This window comes from Streptococcus oralis (assembly GCF_001578945.1).
GTDB lineage: Bacteria > Bacillota > Bacilli > Lactobacillales > Streptococcaceae > Streptococcus > Streptococcus oralis_Q.
Window position 1 is genome coordinate 22,392 of the sequence record NZ_KQ969551.1, and the last position, 17,915, is coordinate 40,306.

A 17,915-nucleotide genomic window follows, 5' to 3' on the forward strand; every position below is an offset into this window, starting at 1 on the left:
ACTTACAATGAAATTGATGATTACCTAGAAGGCAAAACAATCAGCCCAGAAGCTCAAGCAACTATCGAAAACTGGTGGCATAAAGGCCAACACAAACGCCACCTACCAATCACCGTATTTGATGACTTTTGGGAGTGAGACAGAAATCGGTAACGCGAAGAGTTCGATTTCGTTGTCTCACCCCCGCAACGATGACTAGGTTTGAAAAAGCTTGGTAAAGCGCATTTCAAACCAGACAGCGACTGCGTCAAGGAACTAGATAAAACACTTGTTTCCTAGCTGTTATTGAGTATAGTCTTTTTACCCTGAGCCTAGAAATGAGAAAGCGAAGAAGAGGCTGGGACAAAAGTCTAACCTTAAATATAAAAAGCGAACAAAACGAGTTATCTGACATTCAGAATTCGGTCTTGTTCGCTTTTTTGTCTAATCTATCGATTTTAAAAATTTATAATAAGGAATTTCTAAAATCAAAATCTTTTTGTCCCAGATTCTTTTCAGCGTCTTGCCTTAAGCTTAGAAAGCGAGGTAACATTATGAAAGCAATCGGTACGCAAATGTTAGAGACGAAACGTTTAGTCTTGAGAAGATTTGTGGAAAGTGATGTAGCAGCCATGTTTAAAAATTGGGCTTCGACTGCTGAGAATCTGACCTATGTCACCTGGGATCCTCATCCTGATGTTGAGGTGACCCGGAATTCAATTCGAAATTGGGTTGCATCCTATACCAATCCCAACTATTACAAATGGGCTATTTGTCTCAAAGAAAACCCTGAGCAAGTGATAGGAGATATCAGCATCGTTGAAATGGATGAGATTGACTCTAGCTGTGAGATTGGGTATGTCCTTGGCAAGTCCTACTGGGGGCGTGGGATTATGACGGAAGCCTTGAAAGCTGTTTTAGACTTCTGTCTCACGCAAGCAGGTTTTCAGCGAGTAAGGGCTCGCTATGCTAGTCTCAATCCTGCCTCAGGTCGTGTGATGGAGAAGGCGGGCATGTCTTATCTCAAAACCATTACCAATGGTGTGGAGAGAAAAGACTACGTTGCGGACCTTATTTATTATCAGATTAAAAAGAACTAAGAAATGACCTGAGCTTCAAAATTTAATTTTTAAAGCTCAGGTCATTTTTTTCTGCTCTTTTATTTTAACTCATAAAGCCAGTCGTCACCGTCTTTGTAGTAAAAGAATTCACTGAGATCTTCTTCTAGCAACACACGAAGCATATCAGACATATCATCGGTGGCAAGTTTTAGACGAGAAAGATTTTCAAAATCTTCCCACCAAACTTTCCCTTCGTCTGAGGACTGGAGTTCACCAGCAAAGTGTTCTGTCTTGTAAAAAGGACGACATAACGATAATCCTTGTCATCGTACCAGTCTTTGATACCACAAAGTTGAGGTTTGAATATGGTTAGTCCAGTTTCTTCCTTGACTTCTCTGATAACTGCATCGGTAAAAGATTCTCCACGCTCTACATGACCACCAGGAAAAGTGATGCCGGGTCAGTCGGGATTAACTCGATCTTGGACCAGAACCTTGTCACCGTTTTTAATCATGCACATGTTGATGAATTCGACTGTTTCGCGCCTGTTCATCTTGTTCTCCTATTTTGTTAGTAACTTTTCCACGACGTTTAACTTTCGCATGGTCAGATCCACGCCAAAAAGTTTTTCAAGATAGTTGGTATTGAGCTTTTTTCGTTTTGCAGTTCTAGGGAGATAGAGGTAGAGACAGTGATCGCCTACACAAATTTCTTCTTCACCGTAGTCAGCTATCAATTTTTCTAATGGCAGACTTTGGATAAATCCCTGATAAAGAATCACATGTACACGATCATGAAGATAGTCTTCTCTAAATGGATTCTCTTGAACAATCTTTTCAAAATCGTCCTTATTCTTGATAACCATTTTTAAGTTAGCTCCAATTTTTTCCTTTATCAGAGTATGAACGCGTTCTCGTATTTCTTCTAAATCTAAGTCACTTTCAAGAATGATATTCCCACTTTGAATATAGGTTCGAACGTGTTGAAAACCAGCTTCTGTTAAAATATCTACCAAATAAGACATTTTCGGGATAGCATTTTTTCCATTAGGAGTAACGCCTCTTAGTAAAATAATATGTTCCAAAGGACTTCCTTTCTTATTTGGTATTTATTGGATTTGAGCCTGCCACCCAGCCGGTGCAGAGGGCAGATGTGATGTTAAAGCCACCCGTGTGAGCATTGATGTCTAGGACCTCTCCAGCAAAGTGGAGACCGGGAACGAGCTTGCTTTCCAGAGTTTTGGGATTGATTTCCTTGAGGCTGACACCGCCTTTGGTGACAAAGGACTTGGCAAGAGACATTTTGCCGGTTACAGGGATTTGGAGGGCTTTGATGGACTGGAGAAGTTGTTCTTGTTCTTTCACAGTTAGCTGTTTAACTTTTTCAGGAAAATTTTGCACGAAGAATTCGGCTAAGCGTTCTGGAAGCAAGGTTCTTAAAGCATTTTTCAAGGATTTTTCCCGATTTTCTTCTAGAAAAACTACCAAGTCGCTCTCAGAAAGTTGTGGTAGGGCATCCAGTGAAAGAACTTCCCCACCCTTGACAAAACTAGACATACGTAGGGCAGCTGGGCCTGACAAACCAAAGTGGGTAAAGAGCAAATCATGAGTGATGACATGCTTGCCATAGCTTAGGGTCACATCGTCTAGTGAAATGCCCTGAAGCGCTTTGTGAGGGAAGTCAGTCAGAAGTGGACTTTCGGCTGCTTCCAAGTCGGTTACAGTGTGTTTAAAATGGCGGGCAATCTCGTGACCAAATCCAGTCGAACCGGTGGAAGGATAAGATTTACCACCTGTTGTGACAATCAGTTTGTCACAAGTGAAAGTTTGGTCTGCAGACTTAAGGACAAACTGGTTATCTACCTTTTTAACCGAAACAATCTCTGTTTGAGTAGCGACTTGACCACTGAGTTCAGTGATTTTCTTCTCCAAAGCTTCAATAATGGTTCGAGACTTGTCGCTAGCAGGAAAGACGCGGCCATGGTCTTCCACCTTAAGTTTGACCCCGTTTTTCGTAAAAAAATTGATGATATCATGGTTATCAAACTGGGAGAAAACACTGTAAAGAAAGCGCCCATTTCCGGGAATACCTGCTAGCAGGTCATCTAGACTTCCATTATTAGTAACATTGCAGCGACCACCACCTGTTCCAGCCAATTTTTTTCCCAGTTTGCGATTTTTCTCAATGAGGAGACTTTTCTGTCCGTAAAAAGAAGAGGAGATGGTAGCCATCATGCCCGCAGGCCCTCCTCCAATGACAATCGTATCAAAATGTTTCATAAGACTATTGTACCATAAAAAAGAAGAGGTTGTCAGTCACCTCTTCTCGGATTTAATCAATCTCATAGCCCATCAATAAACCGCCATCTTCTGCATAAAAACTGCAGAGACCAGAAGTTGGGAGGATTTTGATATTGGCTTGCGGGAATGTTTTCAGCAAGCGTTCTGATAGTTGCTGACAGAATTTTTTATTACTACGGTGAGCCATGACGATACGGCCACCAGCGTAGCCAGCCTTGATAAGTTCTTCATAGGTTGCTTGAAGAGATTTTTTTGGTCCACGGGCTTTTTGTAGTAACTCCAATGTTCCTGTTTCACTTGCTTCCCCGACCATACGGATGTTGAGAAGGCCAACAACTGTACCGATAAGCTTGCTCAAACGGCCATTTTTTACCAAGTTATCAACTTTAGTGAGGACAAAGAGTAACTTTGTTTTCTCTTGATAGGCAGTAATAGATTCAACAATTTCTTTATAAGAAAGTCCTTGATCAATCAAGTCATTGATTTTTTCTACAATCAGGTCAACCTCACCACCTGCAGACAAAGTGTCGATGACATGAATCTGTGTGTCAGGATTGTCTTCAAGATAAATGTTTTTAGCGAGTTGTGCACTATTATGACTACCAGAAAGGGTACCAGTGATGGTAACAACAAAGATATGTTTAGCACCTTCGAATGCTCTCAAGTAATCATCAGGACTAGGGCAAGCTGATTTTGAAGCCTCAGAAGTCGCATACATGGTTTCCATCATGTGATCAATGTCGAGGTTGGCATCATCGATAAAGACCTGATCAGCTACTTGAATGGTTAATGGTACACTGATGAATTCGGTATCAATAGCAGGAGTTGCTAGTTGACGATAATCACAACCAGAATCAGCTACAATCTTCCAAGTCATAGAAATTCTCCGTCTTTGTCACTTATACATTGACAAAGGTTCTGTCTTTTTTTACAATTATATCATGAAAGCCCTTAAAACAAAAGTATTACCCTTCTGTTGTTACAAGTAGAAAGAAAGTGTTATGTCTGAAAGAAAAATATCTGAAAAATCTCTTGAAAATCTCAGAAAATCAAATCAAGAATCCAATTTTTTAACCAGAGAAGCAATCGAGACGGCTCTTTTGCAACTACTGGAGAAAAAGGACATGGCCAAGATCAGCATTTCAGAGTTGGTCAAGCGGGCGGGTGTCTCTCGCGCTGCCTTCTATCGCAATTATGACTCTAAGGAAGCGATTTTAGAGAGTGTTTTTAAACGCAGTGTTCATAATATCATGGAACAATTGAGTCATTACGATGTCAAAACGGACCTTTATCTGGTCTGGGTGCATCTTTTCCGAGCAGCTAAGAAAGAAGCCAAGGTTATCCAACTTGCTCTGGACTACCACTTGGAAAAGATTTTTGTCCAAGCCATGCAGGAGTTTCTGGAAAAATACCACGGAAAATCAAAGGGCGTCAGCAGTTATCTTCATTCGTTTTGGAGTTCTGCTATCGTATCAGTTCTGCTCAAGTGGATCAAGGATGGAATGAAGGTTCCAGCTGAAAAGATTGCCGACTTACGCTTGCCATTTTTCAAAAAATAGAGGAAAAGGAGAAGACTTATGACAGAAAAAAGACTTGCTTGGGATGAGTACTTTGCAGCCCAGGCTTTACTAATTGCCAATCGTTCGACCTGTAAACGTGCCAAGGTGGGAGCTGTCCTAGTCAAGGATAATAAGGTCATTTCAACAGGCTACAATGGTTCCGTATCAGGAACGGAGCACTGTATCGACCACGAATGTCTGGTTATTGAAGGTCACTGTGTCCGAACCCTTCACGCCGAGGTTAATGCCATCTTGCAAGGAGCTGAACGAGGGGTTCCAAGAGGATTTACAGCCTATGTGACCCATTTCCCTTGTCTGAACTGTACAAAACAACTGCTACAAGTTGGTTGCAAGCGCGTGGTTTATATCAACCAGTACCGAATGGATGACTATGCCCAGTACCTTTATCACGAAAAAGGTACCGAGTTGACCCATTTACCATTAGAGACTGTTCAGACAGCTCTCCAAGAGGCAGATTTGATTTAGAAATTAATAAAAATAAATGGTTTAGAAAGCTTTTTAAACCGTTTTTTGATATAATAAGAAGAATAAATTGAAAGAAGGAACTCAGAAAATGGGAAAAATTGAAGTCATTAATCACCCACTGATTCAACACAAATTATCAATCCTACGTCGTATAGACACTTCTACAAAAGCTTTTCGTGAGCTAGTAGATGAGATTGCAATGTTGATGGGATATGAAGTACTTCGTGATCTTCCACTTGAAGACGTGGAAATCGAAACACCTATCACAAAAACAGTTCAAAAACAATTGGCTGGTAAAAAATTAGCGATTGTCCCAATCTTGCGTGCAGGTATCGGAATGGTCGATGGACTATTGAGCTTGGTTCCAGCAGCAAAAGTTGGGCACATTGGTATGTACCGTGATGAAGAAACCCTTCAACCAGTTGAATACTTGGTGAAATTGCCTGAAGATATTGACCAACGTCAAATTTTTGTAGTCGATCCAATGCTTGCAACAGGTGGATCAGCAATCTTGGCCGTTGACTCCCTTAAAAAACGTGGGGCATCAAATATCAAATTTGTCTGCCTCGTGGCTGCTCCAGAGGGAGTGAAAGCTCTTCAAGAAGCTCATCCAGATGTGGAAATCTTTACAGCAGCCTTGGACGAACGTTTGAACGAACATGGCTATATTGTCCCAGGTCTTGGAGATGCTGGAGACCGCTTGTTCGGTACGAAATAAGACTCAGATAGAGTCTTAAAGATGAAATTGGAGGCTATTTCTAATTTCGCGAGGAGGTTGAATTTTTGGTTCTGTCGATAGTATAGAGCAAAAATTTGACCTTTTTTGACCAAAAAGATATAATAGTTCTGTATTGAGTCGTAAGACTAAGAAAATTCAACATTAAAAGGAGAAATGAATGATTCCTGTAGTTATTGAACAAACAAGCCGTGGAGAGCGTTCCTATGACATATACTCTCGCCTTCTGAAAGATCGCATCATCATGCTAACTGGGCCAGTCGAAGACAATATGGCCAACTCTGTTATCGCCCAATTACTCTTCTTGGATGCCCAAGACAGTACAAAAGATATTTACCTTTATGTCAACACACCTGGAGGATCTGTTTCAGCGGGTTTGGCAATCGTTGATACTATGAACTTTATCAAGGCTGATGTCCAAACTATCGTTATGGGGATGGCAGCATCTATGGGTACTGTCATCGCATCAAGTGGCGCAAAAGGCAAACGTTTCATGCTTCCAAATGCAGAGTACATGATTCACCAACCAATGGGTGGTACAGGTGGTGGTACCCAACAGACAGATATGGCAATCGCTGCAGAGCACTTGCTTAAAACTCGTAAGACTTTGGAGCAAATCCTTGCGACTAACTCAGGTAAATCAGTTGAGCAAATTCATGCAGATGCGGAACGTGATTACTGGATGAGTGCCCAAGAAACGCTCGAATATGGCTTCATTGATGAAATCATGGCTAATAATTCTTTGAGCTAAGCAACCTAGAAGCAAACTCGACGGAGTTTGCTTTTTTTGATATAATTAGAAGAAGATTTCTTAGAAAGAGGATTCACCATGTTTGAAAAGGTCAATCGTTCAGGATTAATCATCTATCTTTACTATAATCGAGATGCAAAAAAACTTCAGGAATACGGTGATATCTGTTACCATTCCAAAAAACATCGTTACTTGCAGCTCTATGTTCCAACTGAGGAGCTAGATGACTTAGTTGAGAGATTAGGTAAGGAAAGATTTATCAAAAAAATAAGACCTTGTCATATTCAAGAGTTAGAAACTCCCTTTGTTGGCAATCTCTATTGAAAAGAGGAAAACGTTATCATTTTTAAAAATGAGACAAATGTGTTGACAATTTTCTGATAATTCGGTATATTCTTAACATACTATTTTTGAAACAACTATAAGGAGATTAAAAATGAAGAAAAAATTTGCCCTATCTTTTGTGGCTCTTGCTAGCGTAGCTCTTCTCGCTGCCTGTGGAGAGGTTAAATCAGGAGCGTCAAATACAACTGGTAACCCAGTAGACGAAAAGACTATCAAAATCGGTTTTAACTTTGAAGAAACAGGTGCTGTAGCTGCCTATGGTACTTCTGAACAAAAAGGTGCTCAACTTGCTGTTGATGAAATCAATGCTGCAGGTGGTATTGATGGAAAACAAATCGAAGTTGTAGATAAAGACAACAAATCTGAAACAGCTGAAGCAGCTTCTGTTACAACGAACCTTGTAACTCAATCAAAAGTTGCAGCTATTGTAGGACCTGCGACATCTGGTGCAACTGCTGCAGCTGTAGCCAACGCTACTCAAGCAGGAGTTCCATTGATTTCACCAAGTGCGACTCAAGACGGTTTGACTAAAGGTCAAGAATATCTATTTATCGGAACTTTCCAAGATAGCTTCCAAGGGAAGATTATTTCAAACTATGTGACAAATAAATTGAACGCTAAGAAGGTTGTTCTTTATACGGACAATGCAAGTGACTATGCTAAAGGTATTGCTAAAGCCTTCCGCGAAGCCTACAAAGGTGAAATTGTTGCAGACGAAACGTTTGTAGCAGGTGATACAGACTTCCAAGCTGCCCTTACTAAAATGAAAGGGAAAGAGTTTGACGCTATCGTTGTTCCAGGTTACTACACAGAAGCAGGTAAAATCGTAAACCAAGCGCGTGGTATGGGAATTGATAAACCAATCGTTGGTGGTGACGGCTTTAACGGTGAAGAATTTGTTCAACAAGCAACTGCTGAAAGAGCATCAAACATTTACTTCATCTCAGGATTCTCAACTACAGTTGATGTTTCTGCAAAAGCTAAAGCTTTCCTTGAAGCATACCGTGCTAAATACAACGAAGAGCCTTCAACATTCTCAGCTTTGGCCTATGACTCAGTTTACCTAGTAGCAAATGCTGCAAAAGGTGCTAAAAACTCAGGTGAAATCAAGGACAACCTTGCTAAAACCAAAGATTTTGATGGTGTAACTGGTCAAACGAGCTTTGATGCAGATCACAATACAGTGAAAACGGCTTACATGATGACCATGAACAATGGTAAAGTGGAAGCAGCAGAAGTTGTAAAACCATAACATTAGAATAGTAGTTGAAATAGGGAATGAGCCTTTGACTCACTCCCTGTTTCGGTGTTTATGAACTTGTGAAAATTGAGAAATTTTCTAAAAAATAACGATAGAAAAGAGTGAATGCTATGCTCCAACAACTTGTGAATGGTCTAATTCTGGGTAGTGTTTATGCACTTTTGGCTCTGGGTTATACCATGGTTTATGGAATTATCAAACTCATCAACTTCGCCCACGGTGATATTTATATGATGGGTGCCTTTATTGGTTACTTTTTGATTAATTCTTTCCAAATGGATTTCTTTTTAGCTTTAATTATTTCAATGGCAGGAACCGCACTACTTGGTGTTGTGATTGAGTTTCTTGCCTACCGTCCTTTGCGACACTCTACACGTATTGCTGTTTTGATTACAGCCATCGGAGTGTCTTTCCTACTGGAATACGGGATGGTTTACTTAGTCGGTGCCAATACTCGTGCCTTTCCTCAAGCTATTCAAACAGTTCGCTATGATTTGGGGCCAATCAGCTTGACAAATGTTCAGTTGATGATTCTAGCAGTTTCCTTACTCCTGATGATTTTATTGCAAGTGATTGTTCAAAAAACAAAAATGGGGAAAGCCATGCGTGCGGTATCAGTTGATAGTGACGCAGCTCAATTGATGGGAATTAATGTAAATCGTACAATCAGCTTTACTTTTGCCTTGGGTTCAGCCCTTGCTGGTGCAGCAGGTGTCCTCATCGCCCTTTACTATAACTCTCTTGAACCGTTGATGGGTGTGACTCCAGGTCTAAAATCATTCGTTGCGGCCGTTCTTGGTGGTATCGGGATTATTCCTGGTGCAGCTCTAGGAGGATTTGTGATTGGCTTGTTGGAAACTTTTGCTACTGCCTTTGGTATGTCTGATTTCCGTGATGCCATCGTATATGGAATCTTGCTTTTGATTCTGATTGTTCGACCTGCAGGTATCCTTGGTAAGAATGTGAAAGAGAAGGTGTAAACAATGAAGACAAATCTTAAAGTAAATATTCTCTGGTTATTCCTTCTGTTAGCGGGTTATGGGTTGATCAGTGTACTGGTTTCTGCCGGTGTTCTCAATCTATTCCATGTTCAAATTTTAGAACAAATTGGGATTAATATCATCCTTGCAGTAGGTCTGAACTTAATCGTTGGTTTTTCAGGACAATTCTCACTCGGCCATGCAGGTTTTATGGCGATTGGGGCTTATGCAGCAGCGATTATTGGCTCAAAATCACCAACCTATGGTGCCTTCTTTGGAGCAATGGTCTTGGGCGCCTTGATTTCTGGTGCAGTCGCTTTGCTCGTTGGGATTCCAACACTCCGTTTGAAGGGTGACTACCTGGCTGTTGCGACACTAGGTGTCTCAGAAATCATCCGTATCTTTATCATTAATGGTGGAAGTTTGACCAACGGTGCTGCTGGTATCTTGGGTATTCCAAACTTTACCAACTGGCAGATGGTTTATCTTTTTGTAATTATCACAACTATTGCAACCCTCAACTTCTTACGTAGTCCAATTGGACGCTCTACTCTATCTGTTCGTGAGGATGAGATTGCTGCAGAGTCCGTTGGGGTAAACACTACAAAAATCAAGATTATCGCTTTTGTCTTTGGTGCTATTACAGCAAGTATTGCTGGCTCACTTCAGGCAGGTTTTATCGGATCTGTTGTACCAAAAGATTACACCTTTATTAATTCCATCAACGTGTTGATTATCGTTGTCTTTGGTGGACTTGGATCGATTACTGGTACCATCGTTTCAGCGATTGTTTTAGGAATTTTAAATATGCTCCTTCAAGATGTAGCCAGCGTACGTATGATCATCTACGCTTTGGCTCTTGTATTGGTGATGATCTTCAGACCAGGTGGACTTCTTGGGACATGGGAATTAAGTCTATCACGTTTCTTTAAAAAATCTAAGAAGGGGGGACAAAACTAATGGCATTACTTGAAGTTAAACAGTTAACCAAACATTTTGGCGGTCTAACAGCTGTTGGAGATGTCACTCTTGAATTGAACGAGGGAGAATTGGTTGGTCTGATTGGACCAAATGGGGCTGGTAAAACAACTCTTTTCAATCTCTTGACCGGTGTTTATGAACCAAGCGAAGGTACGGTGACACTAGATGGTCACCTCCTAAATGGGAAAACTCCCTATAAGATTGCCTCACTTGGTCTCAGTCGTACTTTCCAAAATATTCGTTTGTTCAAGGACTTGACAGTTTTGGAAAATGTTTTGATTGCATTTAGCAATCATCATAAACAACATGTCCTTGCGAGCTTCCTACGCCTACCAGCTTTTTATAAGAATGAGGAAGAATTAAAAAGCAAAGCTTTGGACTTGCTGAAGATTTTTGATTTGGATGGTGATGCAGATACACTTGCTAAAAATCTGGCCTATGGCCAACAACGTCGATTAGAAATCGTTCGTGCTCTGGCAACTGAACCTAAGATCCTCTTTTTGGATGAGCCTGCGGCTGGAATGAATCCACAAGAAACAGCTGAATTGACAGAATTGATCCGTCGTATCAAAGATGAATTTAAAATTACCATCATGCTTATCGAACATGATATGAATTTGGTTATGGAAGTCACTGAGCGTATCTATGTTCTTGAATATGGTCGTTTGATTGCTCATGGGACTCCGGATGAGATCAAGAACAACAAACGTGTTATCGAAGCTTATCTAGGAGGTGAAGCCTAATGTCTATGTTAAAAGTTGAAAACCTCTCTGTGCATTACGGTATGATCCAAGCAGTTCGTGATGTAAGTTTCGAGGTTAATGAAGGTGAAGTTGTTTCCTTGATTGGTGCCAATGGTGCTGGTAAAACAACCATTCTTCGTACCTTGTCAGGTTTGGTTCGACCAAGTTCAGGAAAGATTGAATTTTTAAATCAAGAAATCCAAAAAATGCCAGCTCAAAAAATCGTGGCAGGTGGCCTTTCACAAGTTCCTGAGGGACGCCATGTTTTCCCAGGTTTGACTGTTATGGAAAATCTAGAAATGGGAGCTTTCTTGAAGAAAAATCGTGAAGAAAATCAAGCTAACTTGAAAAAAGTCTTTTCACGTTTCCCTCGTCTGGAAGAACGCAAAAACCAAGATGCGGCGACCCTATCTGGTGGTGAGCAACAGATGCTGGCTATGGGACGTGCTCTCATGTCTACGCCTAAGCTTCTTCTCTTGGACGAGCCATCAATGGGACTTGCTCCTATCTTTATCCAAGAAATTTTTGATATCATCCAAGATATTCAGAAGCAAGGAACAACGGTTCTCCTAATTGAACAGAACGCTAACAAGGCCCTTGCTATCTCTGACCGTGGTTATGTACTTGAAACAGGAAAGATTGTCCTATCAGGAACAGGAAAAGAACTCGCAGCATCAGACGAAGTCAGAAAAGCATATCTAGGTGGCTAAAACAATCCAGTGGATTGTTTTAGTCGGTGGATGAGAGTTGCGCAAGCAATTTCCCCATAGACCGGGGGACCTTTTTAGTCGGCAGATAAGGATTGCGTAAGCAATCATCCAATCCAGTGGATTGTTTTAGTTGGCAGATAAGAATTGCGCAAGCAATTCCCCTCTAGTCTGGGAGACTAGTTTAGGTTGCAGATGGAGATTGCGTAAGTAATCATCCAATCCAGTGGATTATTTTGTAGATGAATTTGAGGAGCTCCAAATTTGGGGCTCTTTTTTCGTTTGATTACTATTTTAATGGATCTGATTTGAGCATCCGTTTTCTTGATATAGAATTTAACTTGACAAAAGCATGTGTTCATCATATAATTAAATAAACAAAAATATTGAACAAAGAGGCTGAGGATATGCTATCAGAAAAACAATTTAAACTTTTACGTTTTTTGTTGACTCACAAAGACGAAAACTTTACGCAGAGACAATTGGCTGAACAGTTAGATATCTCTTTGGGGACGGTAAATAATCTTCTCAAGGAATGTAAAGAAGAGAAGTGGCTCAGTGAGGAAAATCACTTAACTGACTTAGGTGAGGAGGCTTTAGTTCCGTATCAGGTGAAGAATGCCATTATCATGGCTGCAGGTATGAGTAGCCGCTTTGCCCCTTTATCTTATGAACTTCCAAAAGGGCTTCTCCAAGTTAAAGGTGAGCGTTTGATTGAGAGAGAAATCAAGCAATTGCAAGAAGCTGGGATAGAGGACATTACAGTTATTGTAGGATATCTGCAAGAAAAAATGTTCTATCTGGCAGAAAAGTTTGGCGTTAAAATCGTCGTGAATAATGATTACTACAAGTACAACAACTGTTCTTCTCTCATGCTAGTCAGAGATCAACTTTCTAACACTTATATCTGCTCTTCGGATAATTATTTTGTGGAAAATCCGTTTGAGCGATACATTTACAGAGGTTATTATTCGACTATATTTGCAGAAGGGGACACAGACGAATACTGCTCTAAGGAAGACTCCAATCACACAATCATCGATATTCAAATCGGTGGAACGAATACTTGGGCTATGGTGGGGCACGTTTATTTTGATCGTGCATTTAGTGAAAAATTCGTAGATATTTTAGAAACTGAGTTTAAACATGAGCCGTATCGCGAACAGCTCTGGGAAGATTATTATAGTCGTCACGTCAAGGAACTTCCTTTGGAAGCTCGGCATTATTCGGCAGACATTGTTAAGGAGTTTGATTCACTAGATGAGTTGCGTCAGTTTGATGAACACTATTTGGTGAATACTAATTCGGAAATCATTGATAACATCTGTAAGACATTAGGATGTATAGCTTCAGATATTGTCAATATTAAACCCCTAAAAGACGGTTTAACCAACACTTCGTTTTCATTTGACTGCCTAGGGAAGAAATATGTTTACCGTCATCCAGGTAGAGGAACGGAGAATTATATTGATCGTGCTAGTGAAGCGGCTTCCATGGAAATTGCTGCAAAATTGAAGATTGACCGTACTTTTATTGCCATGAACAAGGATGAGGGTTGGAAAATTTCAGAATTTATCCCTAATGCCAAGCAACTAGATTATGATAATTGGGATGATGTAGCAAAAGCAATGGAGCTCTTGAGACGCTTGCACCAATCTGGAGAAAAAACGGATCATTCTTTTGATCAATTTGAGGGAATTGATGATTTTAGACAAAAATTAAAGGCTAGCAATCGTTTTGAATTTGATGGGCTTGAAGAGTTGGATAAGAATGTCTCAGTTCTCGAAAAGTTTCTACAAGAAGAGCAGACGAAAAAGGTTCTCTGCCACGGAGATTCTTATAGCCCAAATTTCTTGTTGAATGAAGCTGGCGAAATGAGCTTGATTGATTGGGAATATTCTGGGATGGGAGATCCAGCAGGAGATTTAGGAACCTTTATCGGGTGTTCAAATTATACAGTGGAAGAAGCTGAAAAGGTACTTGAAATCTATTTACAAGAAGTTCCAGATAAGAACACCAAACGTCACTATTTTGCCTATGTATCAGTAACTTCATATTACTGGTTTTTGTGGGCCCTGTTCCAAGAAAGCGTTGGAAAACCAGTAGGTGAATTTCTTTATATCTGGTATCGTTATACCAAGCAGTATGGGCAAATTGCACTAGATTTGTATTTGGAGGAGAATTGAGATGAAACCGACATCTGAAATTGAAGAATTAGTAGCAAATGAAACGAAAAGAAGGCTAGAAGAAATGGAATCTCCAAACTATGTGTTTGCTCAGCCATTTCTAAAAAGTGATTTTATTATAGTCATTGGCTTAGTTCTAATTAACCTTATTCTGATTATCCTAGCCATGACAGGAGGTATTCAATAAAATGTCCAAGATGAATGACTTTATTCAACAGGAGACGATAACGGGAATTGTTCCCATGACCAACAAGGATCGTCAGTATTCTTTTTGGGATCTCTTTCTGTCGACAAGTGGTTTTGCCATCGCAACTTGGTGTTATACCCAAGGAGCCTATGTGGCTCAATATTTGACCTTTAATCAAATGTTGATTAATATTTTTAGTTTTAACATTATCTGGGTCTTTATTGAATGTCTCCCAATCTTGTTTGCTGTTAAATATGGAATTGATTTGTGGATTTGGTTGAGAGCTGTCCTCGGAAAAAAAGGCGTAGCCTTGCTATCAACTATTATTAGCTTAGCTAACTTTGGCTGGTATGCCGTTGCGGCCAATCTTTTTGCCAGCTCCATGATTCATTTGGCAAATAATTTTGGTCTTGGTTTGGACAAGGGAGTATGGGCGCCGATTTTGGGTACCCTCTGTGTTCTTCTTGGTACCCTCATTGCTCTTGGAGGCCCAGAAGTGATTAAATGGACCAATCGCTTCTTGGTTATCGCCTTGTTGATTGTCGGTCTCATTATCGTTGGAATCTGCTTTGTCGCCGTTCCTATCACTGACATTATGAACATTCAACCGGCTACCCAAGGAGATTTAACTCCATTAGAACGCTTCATGCTTTCTGGAGAAGGAAATGTAGCCTTTGCCTTCTCTTGGTCTACACAAGCATTGGTTTTACCGCGTTTAGCAAAATCAGAACGCAGTGGATATTGGGCTACAGCCTTATCATACGGAGTTGTGGCTCCATTCTTCGTTGCGACAGGTGGAGTCATGGCTCTAGCCATGTTTGTCAAAACAGGTGTTTATGAAAGTGATCCAACAACGATGCTGTCAACTCTAAGTACCCCAGCCTTTGCCCTCTTAAGTCTACTACTAGTAGCCTTTGCCAATATTGGAACCCAGGGTACAGGATCGTACGTGAACTGTATGATTGTTAAAAGTGGGATGCCAAAAGTAAGCTATAAACTAATGGTTTGGATTGCCATGATTTATGTGAGCCTACTCACCATCTGGGGAGGGGTAGAAGAGTACTTCGGTTCCTTCATCTCGCTGGCTGCCTATATTCAAGGACCCATTATCGGAATGATCGTTGTTGACTACTTTATCTTAAGAAAACGAAAACTCGACTTGCGTTCAGCTTATTTCCTTGAAGGACACGATGCTTACGAGTTTACTAAAGGATTTAACTTGGTTGGCTTATCTTGCGTATTTATCTCCTTATTGGTTGCAGTACTATTTGTTTATAATCCTGTGACTGCACAGATTCAAAGCCCAATCTTTTTAATCACAACGGGTAGTGGCTTTACTGCGATTTTTGGAGGTTTATTATACTGGTTAGCTAGCTTAACTCCGATAAAACGCTATATGATTAAGGATCGGGACTCCGTTACGATTTAAGGATAAATGAAAACCTTAATCTATATCTATTCGCTTCCTCTTTTTTGAAAGTTAATTTTACATTAGTAATTGGCATGATTCTAGTCAATCATGTTCTGATTATTTTAGCCATGACAGGAGATATTCAATAAAATGTCCAAGATGAATGACTTTATTCAACAGGAGACGATAACGGGAATCGTTCCTATGACCAACAAGGATCGCCAATACTCTTTTTGGGATCTCTTCCTATCAACAAGTGGTTTTGCCATCGCAACTTGGTGTTATACCCAAGGAGCTTATGTGGCTCAATATTTGACCTTTAATCAAATGTTGATTAATATTTTTAGTTTCAATATTATCTGGGTCTTTATTGAATGTCTCCCAATTTTGTTTGCTGTTAAATATGGAATTGATTTATGGATTTGGTTGAGAGCCGTTCTAGGTAGAAAAGGGGTGGCCGTTTTATCAACCGTGATTAGTCTGGCAAATTTTGGTTGGTACGCCGTTACCGCCAATCTTTTTGCCAGCTCCATGATTCATTTGGCAAATAATTTTGGACTTGGTTTGGACAAGGGAGTATGGGCACCGATTCTAGGAACCCTCTGTGTTCTTCTTGGAACGCTGATTGCTCTTGGGGGGCCAGAGGTGATTAAAGGCACTAATCGCTTTCTAGTGGTAGCTTTGTTATTTGTCGGGCTAGTCATCGTTGGGATCTGTTTTGTAGCGGTTCCGATTAGGGATATCATGAATGTCCAACCTGCCATCCAAGAAAATTTGACACCGATTGAACGTTTTATGATGTCAGGGGAAGGAAATGTGGCCGTAGCCTTTTCTTGGTCTACACAAGCATTTGTCTTACCACGTTTGGCAAAATCAGAACGCAGTGGCTATTGGGCTACAGCATTATCGTATGGGGTTGTTGCGCCATTCTTCGCTGCGACAGGCGGGGTGATGGCTTTAGCTATGTTTGTCAAAACAGGTGTCTATGAAAGTGACCCTACGACGATGCTTTCAACTCTAAGCACACCAGCCTTTGCGCTTTTAAGTTTACTATTAGTAGCCTTTGCCAATATTGGAACCCAGGGTACAGGATCGTATGTGAACTGTATGATTGTAAAAAGCGGTATGCCAAAAGTAAGCTATAAACTAATGGTTTGGATCGCCATGGTTTACGTGAGCCTACTCACCATCTGGGGAGGAGTAGATGAATACTTCGGTTCCTTCATCTCGCTGGCTGCCTATATTCAAGGACCCATTATCGGAATGATCGTTGTTGACTACTTTATCTTAAGAAAACGAAAACTCGATTTGCGTTCAGCCTATTTCCTTGAAGGACATGACGCTTATGAATTCACTAAGGGCTTTAATCTAGTTGGTTTGTCTTGCGTATTTATCTCCTTATTGGTAGCGGTACTATTTGTTTACAACCCTATAACAAAGCACATCCAGAGTCCTGTGTTCCTGCTTACAACTGGTAGTGGCTTTACTGCGATTTTTGGAGGTCTATTGTACTGGTTAGCTAGCTTAACTCCGTTAAAATGCTATATGATTAAGGATCGAGACTCCGTTACGATTTAAGTTCAGCTGTTTCTCCCCTTTTTATGTTTGAATTTTACAAAATCTTGAAAAAGAGCTGAAAGCGTTTGATAGTTTTTGTAAGAAAGTGTATAATTATAGTAGCAATAAAGAAGGAGAAGTCTCATGGCAGTTAAAGATTTTATGACCCGCAAGGTAGTTTATATCAGTCCAGATACGACTGTAGCACATGCAGCAGATTTGATGCGCGAGCAAGGCTTGCACCGTTTACCTGTTATCGAAAATGACCAATTAGTTGGTCTGGTAACAGAAGGAACCATTGCGGAAGCTAGTCCGTCTAAAGCAACCAGTCTCTCCATCTATGAGATGAATTATCTTCTCAATAAGACCAAAGTCAAAGATGTGATGATTCGGGATGTCATCACAGTGTCAGGTTATGCTAGTCTAGAAGATGCGACCTATCTCATGTTGAAGAATAAGATCGGTATTCTTCCAGTTGTGGACAATCAACAGGTTTATGGTGTGATTACAGATCGTGATGTTTTTCAAGCTTTTCTAGAAATCGCTGGCTACGGCGAGGAAGGTATTCGTGTTCGGTTTATTACGGAAAATGAAGTTGGTGTTTTAGGCAAGATTGTAACCTTGATTGTCGAGGAAAATCTAAATATTTCTCACACAGTTAATATTCCACGCAAGGACGGCAAGG

General features: G+C 40.5%; 19 protein-coding genes and 2 pseudogenes. 17 read left to right on the plus strand and 4 right to left on the minus strand.

Annotated elements, in window-relative coordinates:
• Together SORDD16_RS02745 and SORDD16_RS02750 are read left to right on the plus strand one after the other, a co-directional pair.
• A pseudogene (locus tag SORDD16_RS02745) lies at positions 1-138 on the plus strand (ammonia-dependent NAD(+) synthetase); the annotation flags it as partial.
• A gap of 395 nt (positions 139-533) precedes the next feature.
• Entirely contained in the window at positions 534-1,079 is a 546-nt protein-coding gene (locus SORDD16_RS02750; RefSeq protein WP_061452296.1) for a GNAT family N-acetyltransferase, read from the plus strand.
• Between the two features lie 59 nt (positions 1,080-1,138).
• Here the strand turns inward: SORDD16_RS02750 and SORDD16_RS02755 are convergent.
• The 4 genes and pseudogenes from SORDD16_RS02755 to SORDD16_RS02770 form a co-directional block, all read right to left on the minus strand.
• Positions 1,139-1,494, minus strand: a pseudogene (locus SORDD16_RS02755) (8-oxo-dGTP diphosphatase).
• A gap of 108 nt (positions 1,495-1,602) precedes the next feature.
• Positions 1,603-2,124, minus strand: coding sequence for a DUF1697 domain-containing protein (locus tag SORDD16_RS02760; RefSeq protein ID WP_061452297.1), 522 nt, complete (start codon positions 2,122-2,124; stop codon positions 1,603-1,605).
• Between the two features lie 13 nt (positions 2,125-2,137).
• Positions 2,138-3,319 (minus strand): aminoacetone oxidase, encoded by a 1,182-nt coding sequence (locus tag SORDD16_RS02765; RefSeq protein ID WP_061452298.1) that lies wholly within the window; start codon positions 3,317-3,319, stop codon positions 2,138-2,140.
• Positions 3,320-3,371: 52 nt separating this feature from the next.
• Entirely contained in the window at positions 3,372-4,217 is an 846-nt protein-coding gene (locus SORDD16_RS02770) for a DegV family protein (protein WP_061452299.1), read from the minus strand.
• 124 nt (positions 4,218-4,341) lie between these two features.
• Between SORDD16_RS02770 and SORDD16_RS02775 the strand changes: the two genes are divergently transcribed.
• The 15 genes from SORDD16_RS02775 to SORDD16_RS02845 all read left to right on the plus strand — a co-directional run.
• Complete coding sequence (locus tag SORDD16_RS02775; RefSeq protein ID WP_061452300.1) at positions 4,342-4,899, plus strand: TetR/AcrR family transcriptional regulator; 558 nt, start codon at positions 4,342-4,344, stop codon at positions 4,897-4,899.
• 18 nt (positions 4,900-4,917) lie between these two features.
• Positions 4,918-5,385, plus strand: a complete 468-nt coding sequence (locus tag SORDD16_RS02780; RefSeq protein WP_000136990.1) for a deoxycytidylate deaminase — start codon at positions 4,918-4,920, stop codon at positions 5,383-5,385.
• An 88-nt stretch (positions 5,386-5,473) separates the two neighbouring features.
• Positions 5,474-6,103, plus strand: a complete 630-nt coding sequence (upp, locus tag SORDD16_RS02785) for a uracil phosphoribosyltransferase (protein WP_061452301.1) — start codon at positions 5,474-5,476, stop codon at positions 6,101-6,103.
• Between the two features lie 178 nt (positions 6,104-6,281).
• On the plus strand, positions 6,282-6,872 hold the full coding sequence (gene clpP / locus SORDD16_RS02790; protein WP_000613470.1) for an ATP-dependent Clp protease proteolytic subunit ClpP: 591 nt from the start codon (positions 6,282-6,284) through the stop codon (positions 6,870-6,872).
• Positions 6,873-6,950: 78 nt separating this feature from the next.
• Positions 6,951-7,196: a YlbG family protein gene (locus tag SORDD16_RS02795; RefSeq protein ID WP_061452302.1), complete on the plus strand. Its 246-nt coding sequence runs from the start codon at positions 6,951-6,953 to the stop codon at positions 7,194-7,196.
• 112 nt (positions 7,197-7,308) lie between these two features.
• A complete protein-coding gene (locus tag SORDD16_RS02800; protein ID WP_061452303.1) occupies positions 7,309-8,469 on the plus strand; it encodes an ABC transporter substrate-binding protein in 1,161 nt (386 codons plus the stop codon).
• A 119-nt stretch (positions 8,470-8,588) separates the two neighbouring features.
• Positions 8,589-9,458, plus strand: a complete 870-nt coding sequence (locus SORDD16_RS02805; RefSeq protein ID WP_000941414.1) for a branched-chain amino acid ABC transporter permease — start codon at positions 8,589-8,591, stop codon at positions 9,456-9,458.
• A gap of 3 nt (positions 9,459-9,461) precedes the next feature.
• On the plus strand, positions 9,462-10,418 hold the full coding sequence (locus SORDD16_RS02810; protein ID WP_061452304.1) for a branched-chain amino acid ABC transporter permease: 957 nt from the start codon (positions 9,462-9,464) through the stop codon (positions 10,416-10,418).
• Positions 10,418-11,182 (plus strand): ABC transporter ATP-binding protein, encoded by a 765-nt coding sequence (locus SORDD16_RS02815; protein ID WP_001186014.1) that lies wholly within the window; start codon positions 10,418-10,420, stop codon positions 11,180-11,182. The genes SORDD16_RS02810 and SORDD16_RS02815 overlap by 1 nt, the downstream gene beginning before the upstream one ends.
• A complete protein-coding gene (locus tag SORDD16_RS02820; protein WP_061452305.1) occupies positions 11,182-11,892 on the plus strand; it encodes an ABC transporter ATP-binding protein in 711 nt (236 codons plus the stop codon). The genes SORDD16_RS02815 and SORDD16_RS02820 overlap by 1 nt, the downstream gene beginning before the upstream one ends.
• Positions 11,893-12,296: 404 nt before the next feature.
• Positions 12,297-14,075 (plus strand): phosphotransferase, encoded by a 1,779-nt coding sequence (locus tag SORDD16_RS02825; protein ID WP_061452306.1) that lies wholly within the window; start codon positions 12,297-12,299, stop codon positions 14,073-14,075.
• Between the two features lies 1 nt (position 14,076).
• Positions 14,077-14,262: a hypothetical protein gene (locus SORDD16_RS02830; RefSeq protein WP_000805405.1), complete on the plus strand. Its 186-nt coding sequence runs from the start codon at positions 14,077-14,079 to the stop codon at positions 14,260-14,262.
• A gap of 1 nt (position 14,263) precedes the next feature.
• Entirely contained in the window at positions 14,264-15,691 is a 1,428-nt protein-coding gene (locus SORDD16_RS02835) for a cytosine permease (RefSeq protein ID WP_061452307.1), read from the plus strand.
• Between the two features lie 132 nt (positions 15,692-15,823).
• Positions 15,824-17,251, plus strand: coding sequence for a cytosine permease (locus SORDD16_RS02840; protein ID WP_061452308.1), 1,428 nt, complete (start codon positions 15,824-15,826; stop codon positions 17,249-17,251).
• A gap of 123 nt (positions 17,252-17,374) precedes the next feature.
• A partial coding sequence (locus tag SORDD16_RS02845) for a CBS domain-containing protein (RefSeq protein ID WP_241733945.1) occupies positions 17,375-17,915 on the plus strand: 541 nt, incomplete at its 3' end.